This window comes from Halanaerobium sp. ST460_2HS_T2, assembly GCF_003337665.1.
In the GTDB taxonomy this organism is placed as follows: Bacteria; Bacillota; Halanaerobiia; order Halanaerobiales; family Halanaerobiaceae; genus Halanaerobium; species Halanaerobium kushneri.
Window position 1 is genome coordinate 92,307 of record NZ_QPJF01000007.1, and the last position, 25,508, is coordinate 117,814.

The 25,508-nt window shown below is 34.2% G+C and carries 21 protein-coding genes; 4 read left to right on the forward strand and 17 right to left on the reverse strand.

Annotated elements, in window-relative coordinates; translation table 11 throughout:
* Positions 1 to 82 precede the first annotated feature (82 nt).
* The 6 genes from DFR80_RS04975 to DFR80_RS05000 form a co-directional block, all read right to left on the reverse strand.
* Positions 83 to 1,090: an ABC transporter substrate-binding protein gene (locus DFR80_RS04975; RefSeq protein ID WP_199505778.1), complete on the reverse strand. Its 1,008-nt coding sequence runs from the start codon at positions 1,088 to 1,090 to the stop codon at positions 83 to 85.
* A 278-nt stretch (positions 1,091 to 1,368) separates the two neighbouring features.
* Positions 1,369 to 2,094: a GntR family transcriptional regulator gene (locus DFR80_RS04980; RefSeq protein WP_369862606.1), complete on the reverse strand. Its 726-nt coding sequence runs from the start codon at positions 2,092 to 2,094 to the stop codon at positions 1,369 to 1,371.
* Positions 2,095 to 2,213: 119 nt separating this feature from the next.
* Positions 2,214 to 2,759, reverse strand: a complete 546-nt coding sequence (gene hxlB, locus DFR80_RS04985; RefSeq protein ID WP_076545592.1) for a 6-phospho-3-hexuloisomerase — start codon at positions 2,757 to 2,759, stop codon at positions 2,214 to 2,216.
* Between the two features lie 4 nt (positions 2,760 to 2,763).
* A complete protein-coding gene (hxlA, locus tag DFR80_RS04990; protein WP_076545593.1) occupies positions 2,764 to 3,426 on the reverse strand; it encodes a 3-hexulose-6-phosphate synthase in 663 nt (220 codons plus the stop codon).
* A gap of 221 nt (positions 3,427 to 3,647) precedes the next feature.
* A complete protein-coding gene (locus DFR80_RS04995; protein WP_076545594.1) occupies positions 3,648 to 4,292 on the reverse strand; it encodes an HAD family phosphatase in 645 nt (214 codons plus the stop codon).
* Between the two features lie 45 nt (positions 4,293 to 4,337).
* Positions 4,338 to 7,028, reverse strand: a complete 2,691-nt coding sequence (locus DFR80_RS05000; protein ID WP_114489364.1) for a cation-translocating P-type ATPase — start codon at positions 7,026 to 7,028, stop codon at positions 4,338 to 4,340.
* A 200-nt stretch (positions 7,029 to 7,228) separates the two neighbouring features.
* On the opposite strand from DFR80_RS05000, the gene DFR80_RS05005 reads away from it, so the two are divergent.
* The 4 genes from DFR80_RS05005 to DFR80_RS05020 are packed head-to-tail and all read left to right on the forward strand — an operon-like array spanning position 7,229 to position 12,027.
* Positions 7,229 to 7,999, forward strand: coding sequence for an outer membrane lipoprotein-sorting protein (locus DFR80_RS05005; protein WP_114489365.1), 771 nt, complete (start codon positions 7,229 to 7,231; stop codon positions 7,997 to 7,999).
* A gap of 44 nt (positions 8,000 to 8,043) precedes the next feature.
* The gene (locus DFR80_RS05010; protein ID WP_114489366.1) at positions 8,044 to 9,114 is read left to right on the forward strand and encodes a hypothetical protein; all 1,071 of its coding nucleotides are present in this window, start codon (positions 8,044 to 8,046) and stop codon (positions 9,112 to 9,114) included.
* A gap of 17 nt (positions 9,115 to 9,131) precedes the next feature.
* The gene (locus DFR80_RS05015) at positions 9,132 to 11,432 is read left to right on the forward strand and encodes an RND family transporter (protein WP_076545598.1); all 2,301 of its coding nucleotides are present in this window, start codon (positions 9,132 to 9,134) and stop codon (positions 11,430 to 11,432) included.
* A gap of 1 nt (position 11,433) precedes the next feature.
* Positions 11,434 to 12,027, forward strand: a complete 594-nt coding sequence (locus DFR80_RS05020; protein ID WP_076545599.1) for a TetR/AcrR family transcriptional regulator — start codon at positions 11,434 to 11,436, stop codon at positions 12,025 to 12,027.
* Between the two features lie 167 nt (positions 12,028 to 12,194).
* Here DFR80_RS05020 and DFR80_RS05025 read toward each other — a convergent pair whose 3' ends face one another.
* The 11 genes from DFR80_RS05025 to DFR80_RS05070 form a co-directional block, all read right to left on the reverse strand.
* Positions 12,195 to 13,463 (reverse strand): dicarboxylate/amino acid:cation symporter, encoded by a 1,269-nt coding sequence (locus tag DFR80_RS05025; RefSeq protein ID WP_076545600.1) that lies wholly within the window; start codon positions 13,461 to 13,463, stop codon positions 12,195 to 12,197.
* Between the two features lie 176 nt (positions 13,464 to 13,639).
* Positions 13,640 to 14,962 (reverse strand): amidohydrolase, encoded by a 1,323-nt coding sequence (locus tag DFR80_RS05030; RefSeq protein WP_076545601.1) that lies wholly within the window; start codon positions 14,960 to 14,962, stop codon positions 13,640 to 13,642.
* 28 nt (positions 14,963 to 14,990) lie between these two features.
* The gene (locus DFR80_RS05035) at positions 14,991 to 15,455 is read right to left on the reverse strand and encodes a hypothetical protein (protein ID WP_076545602.1); all 465 of its coding nucleotides are present in this window, start codon (positions 15,453 to 15,455) and stop codon (positions 14,991 to 14,993) included.
* Positions 15,455 to 16,315 (reverse strand): DUF3100 domain-containing protein, encoded by an 861-nt coding sequence (locus tag DFR80_RS05040; protein ID WP_076545603.1) that lies wholly within the window; start codon positions 16,313 to 16,315, stop codon positions 15,455 to 15,457. The genes DFR80_RS05035 and DFR80_RS05040 overlap by 1 nt, the downstream gene beginning before the upstream one ends.
* Before the next feature lie 379 nt (positions 16,316 to 16,694).
* Positions 16,695 to 18,236, reverse strand: coding sequence for a TIM-barrel domain-containing protein (locus tag DFR80_RS15555; protein WP_327077775.1), 1,542 nt, complete (start codon positions 18,234 to 18,236; stop codon positions 16,695 to 16,697).
* A 9-nt stretch (positions 18,237 to 18,245) separates the two neighbouring features.
* Complete coding sequence (locus DFR80_RS15560; RefSeq protein ID WP_199505780.1) at positions 18,246 to 19,064, reverse strand: alpha-glucosidase domain-containing protein; 819 nt, start codon at positions 19,062 to 19,064, stop codon at positions 18,246 to 18,248.
* A gap of 17 nt (positions 19,065 to 19,081) precedes the next feature.
* The gene (locus tag DFR80_RS05050; protein ID WP_076545683.1) at positions 19,082 to 19,861 is read right to left on the reverse strand and encodes a hypothetical protein; all 780 of its coding nucleotides are present in this window, start codon (positions 19,859 to 19,861) and stop codon (positions 19,082 to 19,084) included.
* A gap of 5 nt (positions 19,862 to 19,866) precedes the next feature.
* Positions 19,867 to 22,539, reverse strand: coding sequence for a TIM-barrel domain-containing protein (locus tag DFR80_RS05055; protein ID WP_076545682.1), 2,673 nt, complete (start codon positions 22,537 to 22,539; stop codon positions 19,867 to 19,869).
* A 107-nt stretch (positions 22,540 to 22,646) separates the two neighbouring features.
* A complete protein-coding gene (locus DFR80_RS05060) occupies positions 22,647 to 23,903 on the reverse strand; it encodes a sugar ABC transporter substrate-binding protein (protein WP_076545681.1) in 1,257 nt (418 codons plus the stop codon).
* A 94-nt stretch (positions 23,904 to 23,997) separates the two neighbouring features.
* A complete protein-coding gene (locus DFR80_RS05065) occupies positions 23,998 to 24,825 on the reverse strand; it encodes a carbohydrate ABC transporter permease (protein WP_076545680.1) in 828 nt (275 codons plus the stop codon).
* Entirely contained in the window at positions 24,815 to 25,396 is a 582-nt protein-coding gene (locus DFR80_RS05070) for a carbohydrate ABC transporter permease (protein ID WP_114489367.1), read from the reverse strand. Before DFR80_RS05070 ends, DFR80_RS05065 begins: the two co-directional genes overlap by 11 nt.
* Positions 25,397 to 25,508: the final 112 nt, after the last annotated feature.

The following is a 25,508-nucleotide window of genomic DNA, read 5'->3' on the forward strand; positions in this document are numbered from 1 at the left end:
TTTGTGCAATATAATTTTTAAAATGAAAAAAATTTAATTAAGTTATACCGCCCGATGCCGGGCGGTATAATTTGTTTAATAGTTATTCTGCTAACACCGCTTTTGCTCTCTGATCAGGATTTAATAAATTCTGAATTTCTTCGTCATCCATATTTTCTCTGGTTACTGCTGTAACACCAGTATCAACATATGCTGGCAGTTCTTCGCCTTCAATTGCTCTTACTGCATAACGAACTCCATCATATCCCATTCTAAATGGATCCTGAACAATTAAAGCATCAATTGTACCTTCTTCTAGAGCTCTTTTTTCTGCGTCATCAGCATCAAAAGCAACTACTGGAATTTCCTCGGCAATACCTCTTTCAGCAATTGCTCTGGCAACACCAGCACCAGTATGGTTATTATCGGCAAAAAATCCAACCAGTTCTTCTGGATGACTTGTCAGAATATCTTCCGCAGTACTTAAAGCTTCTGGAATTCTATTATCAACATAGCGGGTTTCTAAGATTTCTAAACCAGGAGCATATTCGTTTAAACCAGTGATAAAACCTTCATCACGATCTGAAAGAACCTGAACTCCAGCCATAGCACTTATTAAACCAACTTTACCAGAATCTACTGATTTACCATGCTCTTTGGCCATTTCAACAAACATTTCTGCAGCCAATTTACCACCAACAATATTGTCAGTAGCAAGGTGAGAATGAACTTTATCAGTATTTACTTTGTTGTCAATTGTAATAATTTTAATTCCCTGATCATAAGCTCTCTCAAGAGCAGGAACACTTGCATCCGAACTTGTTGAAGCCATTACAATTGCATCAGGCTGTCTGGTAATAACATTTTCTAAAATAGCAACCTGCTCGGCAATTTGCGATTCAGAAGTAGGTCCGTGGGTGGTAATTGTAACATTATCAAGTTTCTCGTCTGCTGCTTTAGCACCTGTAAGCACATCCTGCCAGAAACCAGAATCTGTAGCCTTAATTATTACGGCTATATCATATTCCTGAGCAAAAGTACCTGCAGTAAAAACAAAAGTAAAGACCACAATTAACGCCAATACTGTCAACATTCTTGAATTTTTAATCATTTGAAAAAACTACCCCCTTATTTTTTTGAAAATATTCTGACTTATAAGCCTAATAATAATGCTTTGTTTAAAGTTCGCCCCCTTTCAAAATTAGTGAATATTTCGAAAAGTGATGTAAAGATGTAATTACAGGTTAGCCCAAAAAAATATTTTGCTACCTCAATTATTATTATAAATTATTTCTCTTCCTGTTGCAAGAATTTTATGAAAATAAATTATATTGAAAAACTAATTTTTATTAAGATAAATTTTTTAAACTCCAGTTGAAGTTAAATTAGCTAATTTTCAACTATTGAATAGATCTTACCATAATTACCTCTAAATTTAGATTCAAAATAATCAAATAACACACCATCCTGGGCAATAGAAACGGTATTAATCACCTGCAGTGGATCTCCTTTTTGTTGATGCAGAAGCTCAGCTTCAATTTTGTCTGCCAGGCCTGGATAAAAAACCACTTCAGAACGCTGTAATTTATAACCACAGTTTTCAGCAATTACTCTGTATAATGATTTATCTTTTAAATCAATTTCCATTAACTTCGGGCATAATTTATAGGGAATGTGGTTTGTAATTATTACAATCGGTTCTTGATCGATTTTTCTTAATCTTTTAATTTTAATTACTTCTTCATGTAATTTAAGCTGTAATTTCTCACTTAACTTTTTACTTGCCTTAATTAAATTTTTTTCTAAAATATCAGTCTGGGGGTCATAACCTCGTTGAATTAACTTATCATAATAAGTTACAATATCCTGCATTGAACCATAATTAAACTTCTTATTGGCAACAAAAGTACCTTTACCTTTCTCTTTTCTTAAAGCACCATCGCTGACAAGTTCGCTGATTGCCTGCCTGACTGTAGGCCTACTGACTTCAAAGATACTGCACAACTCCATCTCAGACGGTATGGATTCGCCAACTTTAAAAATCCCTTCGTCAAGTGCCTCCTGAATACTTTCTTTTATCTGATAATAAAGAGGTACCGGACTATCTTTATTAATCTCTGACCAAAGATGCTAACTCATATTTAATCTCCTTTTACTAAAATTATTATCTAATTTGCTTACTAATAATAATCATATTTTATTTAAAAAGTCAAGTTAGTAACAATTTGCAAAATTCATTCAAGATTTGCATGTCTTTGATATAATTTGTCATTTTTAATTTCTCTTTGTTCTACAATACTGATAATTAAATTATCGCCCAAAATAAGTAGAGCCTCTTCAAAATAGCTGCCTCCTGGAAGTGATTTTTCCTTTTCAGAGATTACTCTATTGACTGGAATTTCAACAATCTGGTCTGATATTTTAGCAAGAGTTGAATTTTTACTGGCAGTAATCAAGGCTATTTTTCCACCGATATTTTTAGCATTTTCCGCAAATAAAATTGTACTTTTTGTCTCACCCGACCCACTTGCAACTATTAGTAAATCATTTTCTCTAAAAGCAGGAGTATTAGTTTCTCCAACCAGATAAATCTCAAAACCATACTGCATAAAACGCATAGCAACTGCCTTAAGCATAAGTTTTGACCTGCCTGCAGCAGCAAAAAATAATCTTTCTGATTTGTAAATTAAATCTTTAAACTCATTTATTTCTTTTTCTTTAAGCTGTGAGAAAATTAATTTAAGATCTTCCAATACCTGCTGACTCTTATTAACTAACATCAGCTCACCTCACATTATTTAGAATTTTATTCATTTTTCTGGCAATAGATGCAGGATTATTTGAACGATAAATAGCTCCACCAACAATTATTGTATCAGCAGTACTTCGACAGGCGGCTTCAAAATTATTTAAATTTATCCCACCTGCTACAGCTTTTTTTGTTTTAATATTTTCTATAAGTTCTAATTCTTTGAGTGGATCTGTACCATCTCTTTCGCGATCCGTCGCCCGGTGAACACTAATATAATCTGTTTTGAGGTGTTCTACTTCCTGAGCCCTTTTTTTAATATTTTTAATAGCACACATATCTACCAGCACCTTTGCATTAAAAGTTTGAGCATTTTTTATAGCTGCCTTAATTGTTTCATCATTGGCGGCTGCCAGAACAGAAATCATATCAGCTCCTTTTTTAAAGGCAAGCTCAGAAATAATATCTCCACCATCCATTATTTTTAAATCTGCGAAAATAATTTTATCCGGATAAAGCTCCTTTATTATCGGTATAATCGAAATTCCTTCTGAAATTAATAAGGGAGTTCCCAATTCAATAATATCAACATATTTTCCAACCTGCTGTAAAAGTTTCAGACTTGATTTTAATTCGGTTAAGTCAACAGCTAACTGCAGTTTTTTAATTGATTCTCCTCCTCTCTCTTTCTTTTCCATAAATGATTGGTCTAATTCCAATTTTGGGTATTGAACCGATTAGTCTTTTTCCAGCTTTCTTATTCATTTAAATTAACCTCCCAAAATTTACCAATAAATTAGTTGGTAATTTGACATTAAGATGTCTTAAAAATTTCTCATCTTTAGTTTTATTATATTAAAAAAAATACTCAATTTGCAAAAAATATTTTTATATTCAAAATTATTTGATAATTTTCAACCTATTCCAAAACCTGTTTTAATTCAGTTAAACTATTTAATTTTTTATAGACAAGTTTCTCAATTTCTGCTGCTGGCTCTACTAAATCAGGAATCATAATCACTCTAATTCCAGCTTTATTTGCTGCCATAACTCCATGAACAGAGTCTTCAATAATCAAAGCTTCTTCAGGACTAACTCCAAGTCCGTTAACTGCCTTAATAAAAATTTCTGGGTCCGGTTTACTTTTTTCTACTCCATCTCCTCCAATTATATAATCAAATTTATCTCTAATAGCAATAGAATCTAAATAAAATTCAATTTTTTCTTTAAAACTGGAAGAAGCAACTGCAAGCCGATAATGCTTTTCTTTTAAATAAGCAATAATTTCTATGAGTCCTTCTTTAGCTGGAACTCCATTTTCCCTTACGTATTTTTTTAATAATCGATTTTTCTCTTCTCTCATTTCAAGATAGGGAAAATCTTGTCCATGGGCTTCTTTAAATGATTCTCTGGTATCCTCCAGATCCAAACCAACCAGCTCATCAAAAAAATCACCTGCAAAATTATATCCTCTTTCTGCTGCCAGTTCCTGCCAGAGTTTCTTAGAAAGTCTTTCAGTATCAAACATCAAACCATCCATATCAAAAATAACTGCTTTAAACATAGCTTTGATCCCTCCAGTTTTAAATTGAGATAACAGATATTAGAATCATTTTTTATCTCTACCAGCAAAAATATTCATTAACTGAATCAAAAACATTGGCAGAATAATTGCTGCAGCTGTTGGCAGCAGCAATTCTATTGGAATTGCAACAGTAGAAAGTATCTTCTGCAGTGGTCCTAAATAAATAGCTGCCAGTTGAAATACAATTCCAATTCCTACTGCAAGCCAGAGATAATAATTTTCTAAAAGTGTTTTATCAAAGGCCAGACCTGACTTGCGGCGGGCATTGAAAACATGAAACAACTGGATAAACGAGAGGGCAGCAAAGCTTAAAGTTCGGCTGAGTTCCAGACTGTAGTCTGTATTTAAAGACCAGAGATATAAGAGCATCGGACCTGCTGCCAAAATAAGACTGTGCAGGCTAACCTTCTTCTTAAATGCCCTGTTCATTATATTTCTTTCGGTTGTGGCCTCCCTCTCCATAATATTATTCTCTTCTTTTTCCCAGGCCAATGAAAGAGCCGGAAAGACATCAATTACTACATTAATCCACAATATCTGCATCGCCAGAAGCGGCAGGGGTAGATTGAAAATGATCCCCAAAAAGATATAAATAATTTTACTCAGATTATTGGAAAAAAGAAAGTAGATAAACTTCTGGATGTTATCAAAGATAACTCGGCCTTCTCTAACAGCTGTAACAATAGTGGCAAAATCATCATCTAAAAGCACCATATCCGATGCCTCTCTGGCAACTGTGGTACCTCTTTTCCCCATTGAAACTCCAATATCGGCCTTTTTAAGAGCGGGTGCATCATTTACTCCATCACCTGTCATCGCAGTAATCTCTTCTTCCTGATTCAGAGCATCAATGATCTGCAGTTTGTTTTCTGGAGTAACCCGCGAAAAAACGGAATTGTTTTTAATCAGTTCTCTTAATTCTTCAGCAGAAGCCTGAGAGATCTGCTGACCGCTGATTACACTATCGCTGTCTGTAATCCCTACTTCCCTGGCAATTGCAGCAGCTGTATCCATCTGGTCACCGGTAATCATCTTAGTTTTGATTCCCGCTTTTTTGGTCTCTTTAATTGCCTCTTTAACCGACTCTCTTGGCGGATCAATAATCGCAGACAGGGCCAGAAATGTAAGCGAACTTTTGATCTCAGTCTGCAGCTTCTCTTCTGAATCTAAATTTTTGCCTTCTTTATAAGCAACTCCCAGAATGCGGAGGCCTTCTTCACCGAGCTTCTTATTTTTTTGCTGAATTTCATTTATTTTAGCAGCAGTTAATTCTTTTTGCTCACCGTTAAGCATAATTGAATCACACATCTCAAGTACCACATCCGGTGACCCCTTCAAATAGAGATGTTCTTTTCCTTCAGGCAGAACATAGCTAACTGCCATATACATATAATCTGAGTTAAAAGGAATTTCAGCCAGTTTCTGGTATCCCTTATTTTTTAGACTTTCTTTAGAAAAGCCAGCCTTTCTTCCAGCTGTCAGGAGGGCTCCTTCTGTTGCTTCTCCCAGCACCTTATAAGCTCCATCTTCTTTAGTTAATTCAGCTGAAGTACAGAGCAGTCCGGACTTTAAAGTCAGCTCCAGTCCCGCTTCAACTGCCGGTTCAATCTTTTCTCCAGCAAGCAGAAAATCTCCTTCCGGCTGATAGCCTGTTCCACTGATCTCAATTAGATGGTCATTTAAGTAAATTTTTCGGAGTGTCATCTGATTTTCAGTAATTGTTCCGGTCTTATCGGTACAAATGGAGGTAACTGAACCCAGTGTTTCAACTGCCAGAAGTTCTCTCACTAGGGCATTATGTTCAACCATCTTCTTCATCCCGATGGCCAGGGTCACAGTTGCAATTATCGGCAAACCCTCAGGAACTGCAGCAATTGCCAGGGCAATTCCAGTTTTAACTGTATCGTAGACCGGCCGCCCCATAAAAATTCCGAGTATTGTCAGAACTGCAATTACTGCCAGAGTAATTTTAATCAGTGATTTTCCAAGTCTCTCCAGTCTCTTTTCAAGCGGAGTTTTTCCCTCCTTGGTTTCATCCAGCATGGCGCCAATCTTTCCGATTTCTGTCTCCTCGGCAATTGCGGTGACTACAGCCTTACCCTTACCGCGAGCAGCTGTTGTTCCCATGTAAACCATATTATTTCTTTCGGCCAGAGTCTTTTTAGAATCAAACTGAGCTTCTGCCTCTTTGGCAACACTTTCCGATTCCCCGGTCAGCGAAGCCTCATTAACAGTTAGATTATTAGTATCAATCAATCTTGCATCTGCCGGTATCTGATCCCCTTCTTCAATAAATATTATATCTCCCGGTACCAGATCAACAGCTTCGATTTCTTGCTTTTTCCCATCCCTAATTACCAGTGCCTTTTTGCTCAAAACATTTTTTAAGGAAGCCACTGCTTTCTGAGCACGGTATTCAGTCACAAAACCAATAATTGTATTAAAAACAATGACAGCCAAAATTGCATAGCCTTCCAGAGTATCCCCAATCAAAAAGGCAAGTACAGCTGCAATGATCAAAATTATGATTATCAAATCTTTAAGCTGATTTAAAAGAATCTGCCAGACTGAAACTCCTCTTTTTTCTTGCAGTTTATTTAAACCAAATTTTTCTCTCTTTTTCTCAACTTGAGTTTTATTCAGACCCTGATCAGAATCTGAATTAAGTGAATTTAAAATAGAAATTTTATTTTCTTTATAAAATTCCCGACTCAACTTAAACCCTCCTTAAATTTTCTCAATTCTAAAATCAATAATTAAGCTTTGATTATTAATATATTTCTTTAGTAATAGAGAAATTCCTCTAAGCAAAATAAAAAGGTTGACAAACTAACGACCGTTCGTTAAAATAAAGATAGATAAATTATTCTGACTTTAGCTTAAATTATTATCAATCAAAATAGGAGCTGATTTAAATGAAAAAAATATCCACGATTCTGCTTTTAGGTCTTTTTATATTAACTCTTTCTTTTGCCGCAGCTGCTCAGGATTTAAGTGGTGAAGAAGTTCTAACAAACATTGAAAATGCCCGTCAGGCCGAAACAGCTTCCATGCAGATGACTATGGAGTTATATAATGCTGCCGGTGATATGCGGAGCCGACAGCTTAATAGTCGTCATAAAGAAGGTGAGGTAGAAAAATCTTTAATAGAATTTACCTCTCCTGCTGATGTTGCAGGGACAGCATTCTTATCTCTGGAAGATAATAGCAGTTCTGAAGAAGATATGTACCTCTTTTTACCTGTTCTTGGTTCAGTCAGAAAAATCTCTGGTTCACAAAAGAATGGCAATTTTGTCGGATCTGATCTAAGCTATATTGATTTAACTGTTTTCAGTGGAGCTAATTATAAAGATAATTACCAGGCCGATGTTTTAGACAGCAGCAATGAAGAATATCTTTTAAAACTTAATCCGACTGATCCCGACATTAACTATAAATATGGTAAGATGTGGGTCAAAACTGATATTTGGTCCCCAAAAAAAGTTGAATTTTATGATCAATCCGAAGAGCTTTTAAAAACAGTCCAGCTGGAAGACTTTAAAAAAATAGATAATAACTGGATTGCTCAAAAGATAACAGTTAAAAACGAACAAAAAGGAACTAAAACAGTTATGAAAATGACAGAAATCAAGTTTAACATTAACCTTGATGACCAGCTCTTTACTACCCGCTATTTAGAAAGATAATAGTTTAATAGCAGAATTTAACGAAATAAAATGGGGTGCTAAAAATGAAAAAATATCTATCTTTAATAATTTTAATTACTCTAGTAACTTTATGTGCTTTCTCAACGGCTGCAGCTGAACTTCCTTTTTCTCTTTCAGGGGATTTTAAGACAAAATATATCTATGATCTTGAAAATGAGAATAATCTGGATCAGACAGAATTAAACCTGGAAATTGAAAAAGATTTTTCCTATACAGGTGGCTTTTATCTTAATCTGGGGCTTGAAAGCTATTCTGAGTATCTAATGAATAATAAAAATAGAGAAACAGAACTCTCAATTAAAGAAGGGTACTTCGATTATTATACAGAAAACATTGACTGGAGAGCCGGTAAACAAATTTTTAACTGGGGCAGTTCCTACAACATTAAACCCAGCAATTATTTCAATCCAATTGACATCGGTGCAATTAACCCTTTAGAAAACAGAGAAGGTATTAATGCACTGCAGGCTAAATATTATTTAAATAATGTTCAGCACTTTACTGCTGTAGTTGGCTTAAGAGAAGATATTAATGATTTTCAGCAGGCCCTTAAATTTACCAAAAGACGCTGGCATGGTTTTGACTTTTCTCTTTCTCTCTTCAGGGGTAATGAATTGGAGAAATATAATCAAAATGAATATCCCAAAGTAACTAAAGCAGGCTTTGATATCACAGGTGATATTGGCCAGAAAAACATCGGTATTTTTTCAGAAGTGGTTTACAATGATTTCAAATCTCCCATCTTTAATGATGGGCTGGAGACAGTTGTCGGCTTTGATTACAAGTTTGGAAATAACCTCTATCTCTTAGGTCAGTATTATTATCAGAAAAGATTATTTGAAAATATCGATGACTCTCAAATTATCTCTCTTCACGCTGAAAAACCTTTCTGGCAGTTTCACAGCTGGGAGGCCAATTTGCTCTATGATCTCAATTCTGAGCTCATTGTTTTAAGACCTAAGATTATCTATTCGCTCACTGAAGCAATGGAAATAGAAGCAGGTGCAGTTCTTAAGGCTAATGATGATCAGAGAAGTCAGTTAGCCAGAGCAAATGAAGAGCTAATCTATCTGGGAATAAACAGCTACTTTTAAGGAGAGGGTGTTAAAAAATGATAAGAAATATAATTAAAAAAGCTGCCCAGGCTGCAGTTGAACATCCCTGGATAATCATTATTATTTTCTTTTTGATCACGACTTCTGCTGCTTTTCAACTGCAGAATATCCAGCTTGATACTGCAATTAAGAGTTTAATTCCTTCTCATATGCCCTCCCGCAGCAGAATTGAAGGAATCGAATCTATTTTTGGCGGTACGGAAATGGTAATGATTACAGTTGAAGCAGATGATGTGTTAGCAAAAAGTGTTTTAGAAAAAGTAAAATATATTTCAGACAGCTTAGAGAAAATCAAAGAGATAGATAAGGTTAATTCTCCCTTTACCCTAAATGATATTGAAGGTAAAGATAATCAGCTTATTATAGAAACTGCAATCAGAGATATTCCCAGTACTGAAGCCGAAAAATCTGAACTTAAAGAACGCCTTTTAAGTAATGAACTGGTTATCGGGAATGTAGTTTCCAAAGATTTCAAAGCGATTTCCATTGGAGCAGTTCTCAAAGAAGATGTTCCAGACTCTGTAGTCTTAGATAAAATTGATCAGGTAATTGCTGATGCAAAGAATAAATTTTCGGATCAAAGCAGCTTAATGAAGGCCGGCCTGCCGATAGTTAGAGCCTTAAATGCAAAACTAATCCAGCACGATATGAGGCTTTTAATGCCGGTTGGCTTATTAATTATGTTGATTTTTTTATTCCTGGCTTTCAAACAGCTCCGGGGAGTGTTTTTGCCCTTTTTGGTTGTTGTAATGTCAATAATTTTTTCACTGGCCCTGCTGCCTATTTTAGGATGGAAGTTTCAGCTAATTACAATAATTTTACCAATAATTATGATTGCCGTTACAAATGACTACGGTATTCACATTATTGCTGCCTATCAGGAGCTGGCCTTAGATGAAGAAGGCGAAAAAACAGGCCCCAGAAATGTTGAATTAGATAAAAAAATAAGTAGAGATGCTGTAAACAACCTCGGGCTGCCGGTAATAGCAGCCGGAATAACAACGATGATTGGTCTTTTAGCACTGATCAGTCATATCATTATTCCAGCCAGACAGCTTGGAGTTCTGGCAGCAGCAGGTATTGCTTTTTCAATTGTTGCCAGCATCTTATTTATCCCGGCAGTTCTTTCCCTTTTAAAAGTAGCAACACCTCTTAAAAAAAGTGAGGAAGATCAGGGGATATTAGAAAAAATACTCCGTAAAACTGCCAATCTAGTTATTGAATTTCCCAAAAGAATTATTATTGTTACTCTAATTATCTTAATTATGATCAGCAGTGGAATTTTCTTCTTAAAGATCGACACAAATCCAATGAGCTTTTATGAAAAAGATTCTGAAATAGTTAAAGCAACTGAGCTGGTTAATAATAAATTTGGAGGAGCAAACACAATCTCCATAGTTGCAGAAGGAGATATTATGGAACCTGATATAATGCAGAAAATCAGTGAATTTGAAGAAGATATTGCTACTTATGACACGATTGGTGAAGTTACTGCCGTTTCCAAAATTATGAGAAAAATGAATAGAGAGCTGCATAATGGTGACATAAACTTTGATAAAATACCGGATTCTCGTAATGCTCTGGCCCAGTATTTTCTGCTCTTTTCAATGTCTGGTGACCTGGATAAACTGGTCGATTTTAACCGGCAGCATGCGCTGATCACAGCCCGGATGCCGACAAATAGTACAGATGAAATAAGCCGTACTGTGCATTATTTAAGAGAGGAAAGCAAAAAAGAATCTGCTTCTATCTTTACCATGGTTGGGGGTTTTGGTGACCTTTTATCTGAGATGGTAGATGTTGTAATCAGAGGTCAGGTCCTGAGTCTTTTGATATCCATTATTTTGGTTGCCATAGTTGTAATGATCCTCTTCAATTCATTTACAGCCGGCTTCTATTCAATATTACCTCTACTGACTGCAGTTATTTCTCTTTTTGGCTTAATGGGATATTTAAGTATTGAACTAAATATGATCACAGCAATGTTATCCTCAATTATGATCGGGGTTGGTATCGATTATACAATCCACTTCCTCTGGCGCTACCGCAAAGAGAGAAAATCTCTGGAGGCAAAAGATGCGGTCTTAAAAACACTTTTAACATCAGGCAGAGGAATTGTTTTTAATGCACTCTCAGTTATAGTAGGTTTTTCTGTTTTATTAATCTCCGGTTTTTTACCGGTTAAATTCTTTTCCTTTTTGGTTACAGTCTCTGTTGGCAGCTGTTTAATTGGCTCACTTTTAATCCTGCCGGCCTTAGTTTTGATTTATAAACCGGCCTTTTTGGAGGTGAAATAATTTGGCAGATACTAGAGAAAAGATACTGAATTCTGCTTTAAATCTCTTTGCAAAAAATGGTTATCACGGAACCTCGATCAGGGCAATAGCAGATAGTGTAGGTATTCAGAAAAGCTCAATCTATAATCACTTTTCGGGCAAAAAAGCTATTTTTTCTGAACTCTTTAAAAAGCTGGCCCCGATTGACATGGAAGAAGAATTTTATAAGTCTAAAATATTGAATGAAAATGAAGACCCAGTTGAAATTCTTCACTTTTTTGGCAGATTAATAATTGATGAGATGAAAGATAAAAATAAATCTAAGTGGCTAAAAATTATGCTCCGGGAACACAGCCATCCTGAAGTTAAAAAGAGAATGAAAGAGCGACTCGAAAATAATGTCAGAATTGGAGAAAGGTTTTTCAAAAAAATGAAAGATAAAGGTGAAATAAAGAGTGATCTAAACTGCTTTCTGCTGGCAAATGAATTCATTGGCGGCATTGTATTTTTTAGAATGCGTTATCTACTCTTTGAACTGGACAGTTTTGAAGAATTGGAAGCTGAAACCGAAGAACATATAGACTTTTTCTGGAAAAATATAAAAAAAGAAACTTAGTGATATTTAAAAGGCTGAATTTTATATTTTAAATTATTATATCTCAATTATATAAAAAATCCCTTACTCAAAGGAGTCTCTGCAAATTCTACTCTTTAAGAAAAGGGATTTTTTATTATTTATATATTTTTTTAACTTAAAACATTATCAATTCAAATAAATTAGCACTACTGCTTCCAGCTGCCTGAGCTAAAATCAATTGCATCATTCCACTTTGCAACCAGAGCAGTTACAGCCAAATCTCCAGTTACATTGTTAACTGTTCTAAAGCGGTCTAAAATTGGATCAATCCCCGCAACAAAACCAACTACTGAAAGTGGAAGTCCAAGCTGAGTTAAAACAAGGGTCAGCATAATCAAACCACTACCTGGAACACCTGCTGTTCCAATACTAGCCAGCACTGCTGTTACAACAACTGTAGCCTGCTGGGCAATAGTTAAACTCTGCCCGATTAAATTGGCAGCAAAGATAGCTGCTACCCCCTGATACATTGCAGTACCATCCATATTAATTGTGGCCCCAAGCGGTAAGGTAAAACTATAAATTTCTTCATCTATTCTTAAATTATTTTCTGCATTGGCCATGGAAACCGGTAGAGTACCACTGCTCGATCTAATACTTAAGGCAGTAAGCATCGCATCTTTAACGCCCGCTAAAAAGCCCATTGGTCTCTGCTTTAAAAGTCCGCTGACTATTACCAGCAGATGAGTAACAGCAATGTGCACAATTACCGCTATTAAAAGAGAAAAAATAAGTTTACTAAAGGGAACTAGTGCGTCAACACCTGTTTTGGCAAATACTGAAGCCATCAGCGCAAAGACTCCAATAACTCCAAACTCCATAACACCCCAGACTATTTTAAACATCGCTTCTGCACCAGCCTCAATCATATTAAAAATACTCTCTACACCTGATTTAATATTACCTTCTGCATTTTCCTGAAGTACAGCTAGAGCCAGACCAAAGACTATAGCAATGAAAATTGTCTGCAGGACATTACCCTCAGCAAAGGCTGCAATAGGATTACTGGGCACAATATTCATAAAGACCTCAGCCAGTGAAGGCGCTTCCTTAGTCATAATCTCTGCTTCCAATGGTAAAGTAAGTCCTATTCCCGGAGCAATTAAATTTGCTGTAAATAAACCAATTACTATTGCAACAGCAGTTGTAATTAAATAAAGGGCAACAGTCTGGGCACCTACCTTTCCTAACTTAGATGGGGTTAAGCTTCTCATTCCAGCTACAAGGGTTAAAAAGACAATTGGAATAATTATCATTTTTAAAAGTTTAATAAAAAGTGTTCCCAGAGGTTCTAAAACAAGTACTGATTCCCCCAAAAACAATCCCAGCAGTGAACCCAAAATAAATGCAATTCCTATCCTTAAAACCAGCGGCTTCGATTTATAAAGCTGCCAGAGCGTTTTATTTGATTCCATTTTAAATCATTCCTTTCTTCTATTAAAAAATCAATAAAATAACCTTACTAATTTTACCACTAATACATATTATAATAATTCTTTAGGTATTTAGCAAGCAAAAGCGGCAGTGAATTAACTCTGCCGCTGCTGAAACAATTTTTATTTTTAAAATTTTAATTGATTAAGATTAATCATTAGCTTTTAAAGATTAACTCTGAAGAAAAATCTTCTAAAAGTTCAAGGTACTCTTCCTGACTGAGTTTGGGCTCAAAGTCTTTTATTATTTCTTCAGCTTTTTCAGCCTGATTATAAAGCAGATCCACTATAGTCATTGCCAGGGCTTTTACAGGTAAAATATAGGCAGTTTGCTGATCCTCAGTTTTAAAGTCCCTAGTGTGCAGGTCTCCTATAACACCACCAAAAAACGGATGTAAAGAGGGCATCAGATGTGAAATATCTCCAAAGTCAAAAGACCCGGTAAAATCACCACCGACTGCAAGCTCACTCTGATCAATCAGCTCTAAAAGATTTGATTTTAAAATAGCATCTAAATCCTGATTATTTAAAAGCGGCAGATAACCGGGAATATCTTTGATTTCAACCTCTGCCCCCACCGCCATCGCTGCTCCTTTGAGAGAGCGATCAACCTTCTGATTTGCCTTTTTCATTGCTTCAATATTTCTGGCCCTGACATAACTTTCCAGCCGAACATCAGCCGGAACAATATTAACTATATCTCCACCTTTGGTAATAATAGGATGTACCCTTACTCTATCTTCTTCAGCAAAGGTCTCCCGCTGAGCATTAATATTATTAATTGCTAGAACTGCGGCATTTAAAGCATTTACTCCTTTTTCTGGAGCTGAGCCCGCATGCGATTCCTTTCCTATAAATTTAATCTTTTTACCAATAAAACCATTCCCTCTGGGTGCAATCAGAGCCTTTTTTGAGTCCAGATTAAGGGAATGCATCATAATTGAAATATCTACATCCCCAAAAACTCCTCTTTTAACCAATTCCTGTTTGCCACCAAAATAGCTTATTTCCCCAGCCTCTTTGAGCTGATCTCTATATTCAAGCTCAACAAATTCTTCAGCTGGAGTAGTAATAAAATTAAGACTCCCGGCCAGTTCAGATTCTACTCCGGCTTTTTTTAAGGCAGCTGCAACTCCATACATTACCCCAAGCTGAATATTGTGACCACAGGCATGGACAGCCTTAGTCTCAGGATTAGAATCAGGATGTTCAGCACAGGTAATCGCATCTAACTCACCCAAAACAGCAATTTTAGGACCCGGATTTTCCATTTTAAAGTGAGCATTTATCCCACTTAAGTTTTCATGTTCTTTAAAATCAATTTCCAATTCTGCAAAGGCTTCAGCCATAATTTTAGTGGTTTCTTCTTCTTTGTAACCGAGCTCAGGATTATTATAAATCTTTTCCACCAGCTCAATGATCTGATCTTTATTTTTTTCAATAACATCAATTATCTTTGCTTTTATCTCACTTTTCTGCAAGCAGAACACTTCCTCATTATAAATATTTTTAAATAATACCCTGCATCTTCAGAACTATCTGGGCAATAATAGCAGAGCCAAAATAAGTACCTATAAATACTGCAATAGCAACTATAAATACCTTCCAGCTTAATTTTTTCAACTTTTGAATCTTATTACCAACGGAAATCCCGGCAAAGGCAAGAATTGGAGTTGTTGTTCCCAAAAAGTTGACTTCATTTGTAAACTTCAAAAATATATCTGATGTAGGCATAAAAGGCATACTTAAAATCAGGGCAATTAATGAGGCCCAGGCAAAAGCTGGAAACTTAAGCTCAGGAAAACTATCTTTAATAGTCAGTGCAATAAAAGAAATTAAGATGACAATTAACATACCTGGTAGTGCAGGCATCACATTTACTCCATAACCAATTCTCTGTCCAATTAAAATTAAAACTCCAACAATAATCAGCATCTTTAAATATTCTAAACTTCTATCAAAGTTAAGACTCATTATTTATCACCTCTGTTCTTTTTTGAAAAAAATGGATACAGTTTGTCATAAAGAAAATTAACAAGCGGCAGTCCTAAGAAGATAACAGAATATAAACCTGTCACCCCTGTCAGCATATTACTTGTTGCTGCATAGGCCAGAATTCCATCCTTCATCTCTGGAACTGCTTCTGCAAGTGCTCCCGAGGCCGCAGCCATCATTGAACCGCTTCCCATTCCGCTGGCCATTGCCAGGGCAAGTGGGTGGAGTCCTGTTGCTGCTGAATAACCACCTAATAATCCAAAAAAGATTGTCCCAAATACTGTTCCCATTAAATATGTACCAAGTACACCAGTTCCTTCCGGAGATGAAATCCCATACTTTTCTCCAATTACTCCCAGAGTAGGTTCTCTAGAAATGCTTGCTGTTGCACCCACAGCTTCCCTTTCCATCCCCAAAAATAGAGCCAAAGGTAGAGCAATAAAGACTGTACCTAAATTACCTAATTCCTGCAGCAAAAAAGCAGGCCCAGCTTTTACAACTTCAACAATATTTGGTCCCACAAGTGTTCCGTACTTAACTCCTAATGGCAACAGAGCAATCATTACATATGATCCCGCCATCTTTACCTCATCCATAGAAATAATCTTTTTTAAACTTTCCATTTTACTGCCCAGCAGATCAGGAGTTATCAACATTCCAATAACGACTGCAAATAACATCGGTAGTAAAACAACCCTACCCGGACCCAGTCTAAAGGTCTTGGTTCCAAACATTTCGGTAATTACAACAATTACTAAAACCGTTAAACAGAGTTTTAAAAATGAATTAAAATTGCTTTGTCCCATTTTCTCTTCTTGCTTCTCAGAGTTTTTTTTCATTTCTTTTTACCCCCATCTTAAAATTTTTGTTTAAAGTTTATTTAATTTGTATTATATTTTGCTCCTTTGCCAATGTCAAGGTTTAATATACTAAAATGATAAAGCAATAAATTTATAAGATACTTTTTATTAGAACAAAGAAAAATTATCAATATATGTTTTAAATAACATTTGTAGGTTCATCTTATTTCCATTGATAAAACTCTTATTGCTTCAGATTTTGATAACTGAACTCCTAGTTACCACAACCAAAAATACTCTTACACAAACATTATACTTATTCATCTTTTAAAACCTGATGAGAAAAGCGTCTATAACATAATAAACTTTTTTAATAAAAAAATGCCCGCCAAAAAGACGGACATAAGTTATTCATTATTTAAGTTTTTAATAACTCAATTTTGCAAAAGTCTCCTTCAATATTAAAAGTAACACTTTGACTTCCTTTTTCAAAATTAATTTTTTGTTCATCAACTTTTATCTCAGTAATTTCAGTATTAAAAAACTCAACTTCAAAGCTGTTGTAAAATTCATTATATCCTTTATTTTCAAATTCCAGAGTTACTTTATAATTTTGATCATATACATTTTGAGTAAATTTATATAAATTATACTTACCTTTCTGATATTCAAAGCTTTCTCCATCATCCTGATAATGAAGATAACTACCATCACCAGGATATATTTTAAGTTTAAGTTCATCCATTTCCTTTTCTCCAATATAATTTTGAGCTTCATAGTTTGGAATAATACTGCCCTTTTTAATGTACATCGGCAGAGTATCAAGATTAGATTCTTTTAGAATATAATTATTACCCTGATGTTCTTTTCCAGTCCAGTAATCAATCCATTTACCTTCTGGCAGATAAACTTTTCTATACTTCTGCCCCTGCTGAACTACTGGAGCGACCATGATATTTTCACCAGCTAAAAACTGATCATTTAAATTATAGGTGTTATTGTCACTCTGATTATGGAGAAATAAAGGTCTCATAACAGGTAATCCCGTTTTTTCTCCCTGCCAGAGCAAATCATAAATATATGGAATAAATTTATATCTTAACTTAATATATTTTTTAGAAATTTCTTCAACCTCCTGATCAAAAGCCCATGGCTCCTGATCTCTACTACCAGTACTGCTGTGGTTCCGAAACAGTGGAGTAAAAATACTTGCCTGATACCAGCGAGTCAGTAATTCGGCAGAAGAATCAAAACCGAAACCACCAATATCTGTTCCAGAAAAGCTGAGTCCGCTGAGTCCCATATTCATCAGCATCGGAAGGGCCATCCGCAGATGTTCCCAGAGGCTCTGGTTATCACCTGTCCAGAATGTAGAATATTTTTGAGTTCCTGCATAACTTGCTCTTGTAATTACAAAAGGTCTTTTATCAGTTAAATTATTTAAACCCTCATAAGTTGATTTAGACATTAAATGGCCATAAATATTGTGGGCCTCTTTGTGCTCTATTTTCTTTCCATCATTATCAAAGAGTACATTTTCCGGTAGAGGACCATTAAAACTTGCAGGTTCATTCATATCATTCCAGATACCGTCAATACCAATTTCTAATAATCTTTTGTGATTATCCGCCCACCAATTCCTGCAGTCTGAATTAGTAAAATCAGGGAAAACACATTCACCCGGCCAGACTTCATTTACATATGGAATCCCATCTGGATCTGTTAGATAAAATTCGTTTTCAAGACACTGGTCAAATACCTGATATCCTTTTTCTTTTTTGATACCGGGATCTATTATTGTTACAACCTTAAAACCTTTTTCATGCAGATTTTCAATCATTTCCTGCATGTTATTAAATTTATCTTCATCCCAGGTAAAAACCTTATAATCATCCATATAATCAATATCTAAATGAATTACATCACAGGGTATGTCTTTTTTTCTAAAGTTATCAGCAATTTCTTCAACTCACTCTCGACTGTCATAACTCCAACGACTCTGTTGATTACCAAGTGTCCATTTTTGCGGCAGAGGAGTTCTTCCTGTTAGTTTGGTATAGGACTCTATTACTTTTTTAGCTGAAGGGCCATTAATAAAATAGTAGTTTAAACTACCTCCCTCAGCTGCATAATAAAAGTAGTCATTATTTTCTTTGCCAAAATCAAAATAGGATCTAAAGCTATTATCAAAAAACAAACCATAAGCATAATCATCTTTTAAACCAAGCACAAATGGAATCGATTTGTATAAGACCTCAAAACTTTCTACATGAGGAGAAGGGTCATCAGTATTCCAGAGTTGGTATCTGTAGCCTCTATTGTTTAAATGACCGGTTCTATCTCCCAGAGCATAAAATTTTTCTGCAGCAGTAATTTCTTTTAAAACTTCAACAGGCTTGTCCTTTAATTCTTCCTGCAGTTTATGACCTTCTTCTTCAGCAAGGTTACTGTTATTTCTTCTAATAAAGGGGTCCCTTTCTCCTGAATAGTCTCTAGAAATAGGGTTATGATTTAGATCATAAAAATCTACTTTAAAATTATCTTCTATCTCTATAATGAGTTCTGCTGTAGTTATCAGCAATCTACCCCTTTTATTATTAATTTCAAAGTCAGTATCTGCAGTAGTTAATTCATAATCTTCAACAGCATAAGAATTATAATCCTTATAATCTGAATCAAAAAGATGAATTATTCCTGCTTCAATTATTTCAACAATATAGATTTTAGATTCATATATTAGTTCAATCTGATTATTTTTAAGCCGATAGTCTTTTAATTTCCCCGCCAAATTTATCACTCCTAAATTCATTTTTTAATGTAATTATTCAATATTTTAATAGTTTTTTGCTCTGACAAATCAAGAACTTCTCTCAGCTGAGCCTGCAGAAATTCTAGTATATTTTCAGCAGCAGAAATTATTTCAGCATCAATAATTTGATTAATCATTAAAGCTAAGTCAGGATAATTATATTCAAATCTTCGGAAAGGATCAAGGTTATCTAAATTATCTATTTCATTATTATCGATATTCTTTTCGATTAATAATAATAATTGCTTTAATCCTTTTTCTTTAATAAAGTAGTGAGCACTTATCTTTTCTCCCCTTTTATATCTACCAATCCCAATGAAGAGATCTGTCAATAGATTTCCAAGCAAAACTTTATTCTCTGTTAGTAATTTAGAAGTCCTGGAAGTCTCATTTTTTATTTCTTCAATATAATCGCTAATTCCATTTTTATCAATTAAAAGCCGATAACTATTAATTTTAAGTTTTTTGAGGTCTTCTAATGTAAAAACAGCATATTCAATTAAATGCATATTTTTTAATATTATCTTTCTACTGTTTGCCGCTTCTTTATAAGTGAAAACAGCTTCATACTCTTCTGGAAGCCAGAAAAGTTTGTCTATATATTTATCCTGATTTCCTGCCTTTACTATTATGGAAAAATCATGATCAGACCAGAGATCTGGATCATGATCTTTCTCAGCCATAGAACCTAGTGCCAGTAATCCTATAACATCAGCTTCAGATTTTAGATTCTGAGATAATTCTTTTGTAAATCTATGATAATCTCTTAATTTCATATTAATCACTCATTAGTAATTTGATAAACAAAAAAATCACTATCATTTTTCATTGCAGATACTAAATTATTATCAAAGCTATCTTCTTTGGTAAGTATATATACTTCCTTTAAATCAGCATCATTAAAGTTCACTTTTATTTTATTAGCTGTTTGAGTTAATACTAGCTTATTATTCAAGTCATCTTCAAATGTATATTCTTCTATATTTCCATTTACCCAGAATGCAAGTTTATTATATTCATCTAATTCATTACCTATATATTTACCCAGCTCAAAGTCCTCATTCAAGTTGAGTGGAACAACGGAATTATTTTTTATAAATACCGGAATTTTTTCTAAATCAGCTAAATATTTAAGATATTTATTACCCTGATACTCTTGGCCATTCCAGAAATCAATCCATTTACCTGCTGGTAAATAGATTTCACGCTGTCGGGAATCTTTCTCTATAATCGGAGCAACCAGAAGTGATCTGCCAAATAAGTACTGATCTTCAATATTAATTAAATTTTGATCTTGAGGGTAATCATAAACAAGGGGTCTCATCATTGGCTCATAATTATTTGCTGAATTAGATGCTTCCTGATAAATATATGGTATTAAATTCATTCTCAAATTTGCATAATCTCTATAAATATTTAGGACTTCTTCACTTTCTGTTCTCTCTGCTATATTCCAGGGACTGCGATCCCAGTTATCTGTTTCAAGATAATTTTCAGAATGGAACTGCATTACCGGACAGAAGACTGCCATTTGAGTTGAACGGATAAATAATTCAGCTGTTGGAATTTCGCCAGAAAAGCCTCCAATATCCCAGCCCCAGAAAGGGTTACCAGAGATATTCATTGAGAGCCCGGCAACAATCATATTCTTCAGTGTTTTAAAATCTGAAATTTGATCTCCACCCCAGTAAATGGGATACTTTTGTGCTCCGCTAAAACCAGCTCGACTAAAGGTTATTCTTTCCTCGCCTATAAAGTCATTATAGGCTTTAATATAGCTGATCGGATATTCATTTCTCATTTCCATTCCAGTTTTACCATCAGCAAATTCAATATTCTCATCAAAAACAAATTCTCCGCCATCGGTTTTAAATCCATCTACATTAAGCTCTTCAGTTAAATATTTTCTTTTTTCAAACCACCATTTAACTGCCTCCTGATTATTAAAATCTAAAAGCAGACTCCCTTTAAACCAGCCATCCGGTATTCTATAGGGACTACCATCTTCATTTAAAACACAGTAATTATTTTCTATAACAAATTTTTCATCATTTAAATGCTGTCTGTTATTATTTTCTGGTTTTCTGATAATTGGAATCTGCCATAAAATAAATTTAAGATTATTGTTATGAATATTCTCTACCATAGATTTTGGATCAGGCCATTTACCATCCTTACTAAATTTGAAATCATCATAAGTAAAACTCTCTTTTCCCTCTTTTAAATCATATTCAGCTTCATTGAAAATATAGAATGTTGATTCATCACTCCAGGCTTCTGCCACAATTACAGTTGCGGGAATCTCAAAATCATTCATTAGCTGTATCTGTTTGGAAATAATATCCTGACTGTTCCAGCTATTACCTGACATCCAGGGCCCAAAAACCCATTTAGGTGGTAATTTTGCTTGTCCCACTTTTTTTAAATATTTCTTTAAAATTGATCTGGGTTTGCCGGTGAATATATCAAAATTCAAATTTGTTTTATTATTGTTTAGTTTAGTTTTGATTTGCAAAATTTTGTTTTCCTGATTTAAAGAGAATTTGATATAATTTGGAGTGTTAATATTTAGCCCAAAACCACTTAAAGTAAAGAAAAACGGTACTGGAATATATGTTTTATCCTTTTGATATAAATATTCGTTATAAACACAGATATCCGGTTCTAATCCTTTTTGGTTTAGACTATTGTATCTTTCTCCAAAACCAAAAAAATCTTCTGCCTTATTTTCAAAATTAATATTGAGCTCAAATTTCCCATTAAAGTAATTAGTTAATTCAAAGGCTGGCAAAATATTTTCAGCTGTCTTTAATAAGATATCTTCTTTTTGCCTAATAATTATATTCATTGGTTCTTTACTGACCTGAATTTCTATTCCAGTCTCGTCATCTTTTAAAAAATACTGCCCATTTCTTTTATCAAGTTCAACTCTTTCTTCACCTTCTATTACTATTTCCTCTAAAGATAAAGAAATTCGTAAATTCCCCTGATCAAAATAAAAATAAATTCTGGGGACCATATTTGATGTTTCTGAAAAGATGACTTCTAAAAAATTATTTTTTTGATTATAATTAACTTTTTCAATTGAATCTAATTTATATTTTTTGGCAGTAATAAATTCAAATTTATTAGATTTAATATTAGACTTTTGATTCTTAACACTAATATAATATTCAATTTTATCTTCAGCCGAAAATCTACCCAGCTCAAATTTGTAATATTTTTTATCATTTACGTGATCAATTACTATTTCAGATTTTATATTTTTCTGTTCTTTCCCATTTAACTTCCAGTTTAAAAAAACATCTTTTTCAGTCAGATTATCTGGTTCAATTATTGCTTTAATAATTACAAAATCATCTTCAACAGGTTTTCTTGGTATTCTTTCAAAATCAAAATTCCTATAAGGATCATTAAATCCTTCCGGTATATGTTTAATATTATATTTCTGCATAATTAATCTCTCCTAAATTTCTTGAATTATTAAGAGGTAGTATAAAAGTTTATAAATCTATGTAACCAATATACTACCTCAACTATAATATATCTTTTAAATTATCATTAATTAATTTCTATAGTTGATTCTAATTGTGTCTGAGCTTCATTTAAAGCTTCTGCGGGAGTTTTCAATCCATCTCTAGCTGCCTGTATTTGCTGATTAATAATATCAGACATCTCAGCAAATTGTTCAATCACAGGTGGAGTTACTAAATAATTAAGTGATTCAAATACTGCTTTTCTATTTTCAGGGGGGGTTATTTCTGTATAATCACTCAATATCTCCTGATCTGTAATTGCAGGAAGTTCCCAACCACTTTCAACTCTGATTTCTGCTGCCTCTTTGCTTGCTGATAAAAAACTCATCCATTTAAAAGCCTCAGAAGATTTATCAGTTTTTTTATTCATTACCAGACCATTAGCAAAAAAGTGAGTAGCTTTTTGAGTATTTCCAGGTTCTACTGCAATATCCCATTCAAAATCAATATTTTTGGCAAAATCAGGAAAGGCCCAGATGCCGGTCACAATCATACCTACTCTACCGGATTTAAATAAATCCCAATCCTGCATACCAGAAAGTTGAGCTTCGGTTGGCATAACATTACTCTCCTGAACTCTGTCTATCATATACTCCAGAGTCTTAATATTTTGCGGGGAGTTAATTACAAATTCTTTTTTCTGCTCATCAATAATTGAGCCTCCGTTTTGCTCAACCATCTTATAGAATTCCCAAAAAGTTACCGGCTGATAAATTCCATAAATATGCTGTCCTAAATCCCTGATCTGTTTAGCTGCCGCCAGCGAATCATCCCACTTCCAGTCACTGTCTGGATAATCAACACCAGCCTGATCAAATAATTCTTCATTATAAAACATAACTACATTTGAAAAACTAAATGGCAGACCATATTGGTTATCATTTATTTGAAATGCATTTAGAGCTTTTTCATTTAGTTGAGATTTATCAAATTCATTTTGATCAATCACAGTATCCAGTTCTTTTAATACATTCTTTTTTGCATAAGTAACAAAGTTTTCATAATTTAATTCATAAACATCAGGAGCCATTCCACCGGCAATTTTAGTCTGTAAATTTACAAAGTAATCTTCATAACCTACAGTCATAATATTAATCTTAATTTCCGGATTTTCTTTTTCAAATTCCTCTTTCATCTGATTTAAGTATTCCAGGTTTGATCCACTACCAGAAAAAGTCATAAAGTCGACTTCTGTAGCATCCTGTGCTAACACTCCTGAAGTAAAACCTAGTAAAGAAATAAGTATACTCACCATTAATAATATAGATACTCTTTTTAGCATTCTTTTTCCTCCTTTGATTATTCAGTTGATTTTTAAAAGACCAGTATTAAAATTTTAAAATAGAATAATTTTCTCTTTACTCACCTCCACCAAATTAACCTTTTATTCCACCTACACTTAAACCCTTCTCAAAATATTTCTGCGCAAAAATATATACCAGTAACATCGGAATTATCGAAATTAAACTTCCTGCCATCAAAAGATTGTACTGTTCTCCATACTGACCATTTAATAGGCTCAGACCAACCGGAAGTGTCATTTTACTTCGATCTGTCAGAACAATTAGAGGCCAGAGATATCTATTCCAGGCTTCCATAAATGTAATTACTGTTAGGGTAGCCAGAGTCGGCTTTACAAGTGGTAAAATTATGTCCTTAAAAATTCTAAATTGTGATGATCCTTCCATTACTGCAGCTTCTATATAAGAATCAGGAACTGTCTTTATATTCTGCCGCAGCATAAATGTGGCAAAAGCATTAAATAAGGATGGAAGCATTAAACCAGTAAAAGTATTTAATAAACCAATTTCTCTTATAATTAAAAAATTGGGAATCATCGTTACCTGTTTGGGAATCATGAGAGTTGCCAGATAAAGCGAAAATAAAATTTCTCTTCCCTTAAATTCAAATTTAGCAAAAACATAAGCTGCCATTGCAGATGACAAAACCGTAATTAATGTTGTAGCTACTGCCACAAAAACACTGTTAAAAATGGATCTGGCAAAAGGAAAAATTTCAAAAACTTTTCTATAAGAATTAAAACCAGGATTTTCTGGAATCCACTGTATAGGTATTGTCATTACAGAACCACTACTTTTTAAAGAAGTACTGATCATCCAGAAAAAAGGTAAAAGCATGAAAATTGCTATTAAAGTTGCTGAAAAATAAAAGAATATACTGCCTTTTAATTTATTATGACTCATAATGGACCCACCTTTTTTGCAGTTTCATCTGAACAAGTGTTACAACAAAAACAATAATAAATAATAACCATGAAAAAGCTGAAGCATAACCCATCTTATAATATTGAAAAGCATATTTATAAATTCTTTCGACCATTACCTGAGTTGCTCCATTTGGACCACCCTGAGTCATAATCATTACCTGGGGAAAAAGCTGAAAAGAATTAATCAGAGAAATAATAATGACAAATAATAAAGTAGGAGATATCAGTGGTAAAGTTATGTTTTTAAATCTCTGCCAGCTATTTGCTCCATCAATTTTTGCTGCTTCATAGTAAGTTGGAGAAATCCCTCTTAAACCAGAAAATAAAATCAGACCAAAAAAGCCAACATCTTTCCAGATACTAGCAAGTACTATCCCTGGCATGGCCCAGCTTTGGTCATATAACCAGCCTGGTCCCTGGAGACCTATAAAATTTAAAATATTATTTAGAACTCCAAACTGCGGATTTAAAACAATTTTCCAGATTAGTGAACCGGCTACCCAGGAAGTTATAACCGGTATATAATAAAGAGTCCTATAGATCTTAATACCTTTAAAATTATTATCTCAACTTTCGGCGTTAGGTTTTAGTAATAAAACCTTGATAAACATAGGAAGAAGCTCAAAAAAGTAGTCATAAAAAATACAAAAACACCCCTAT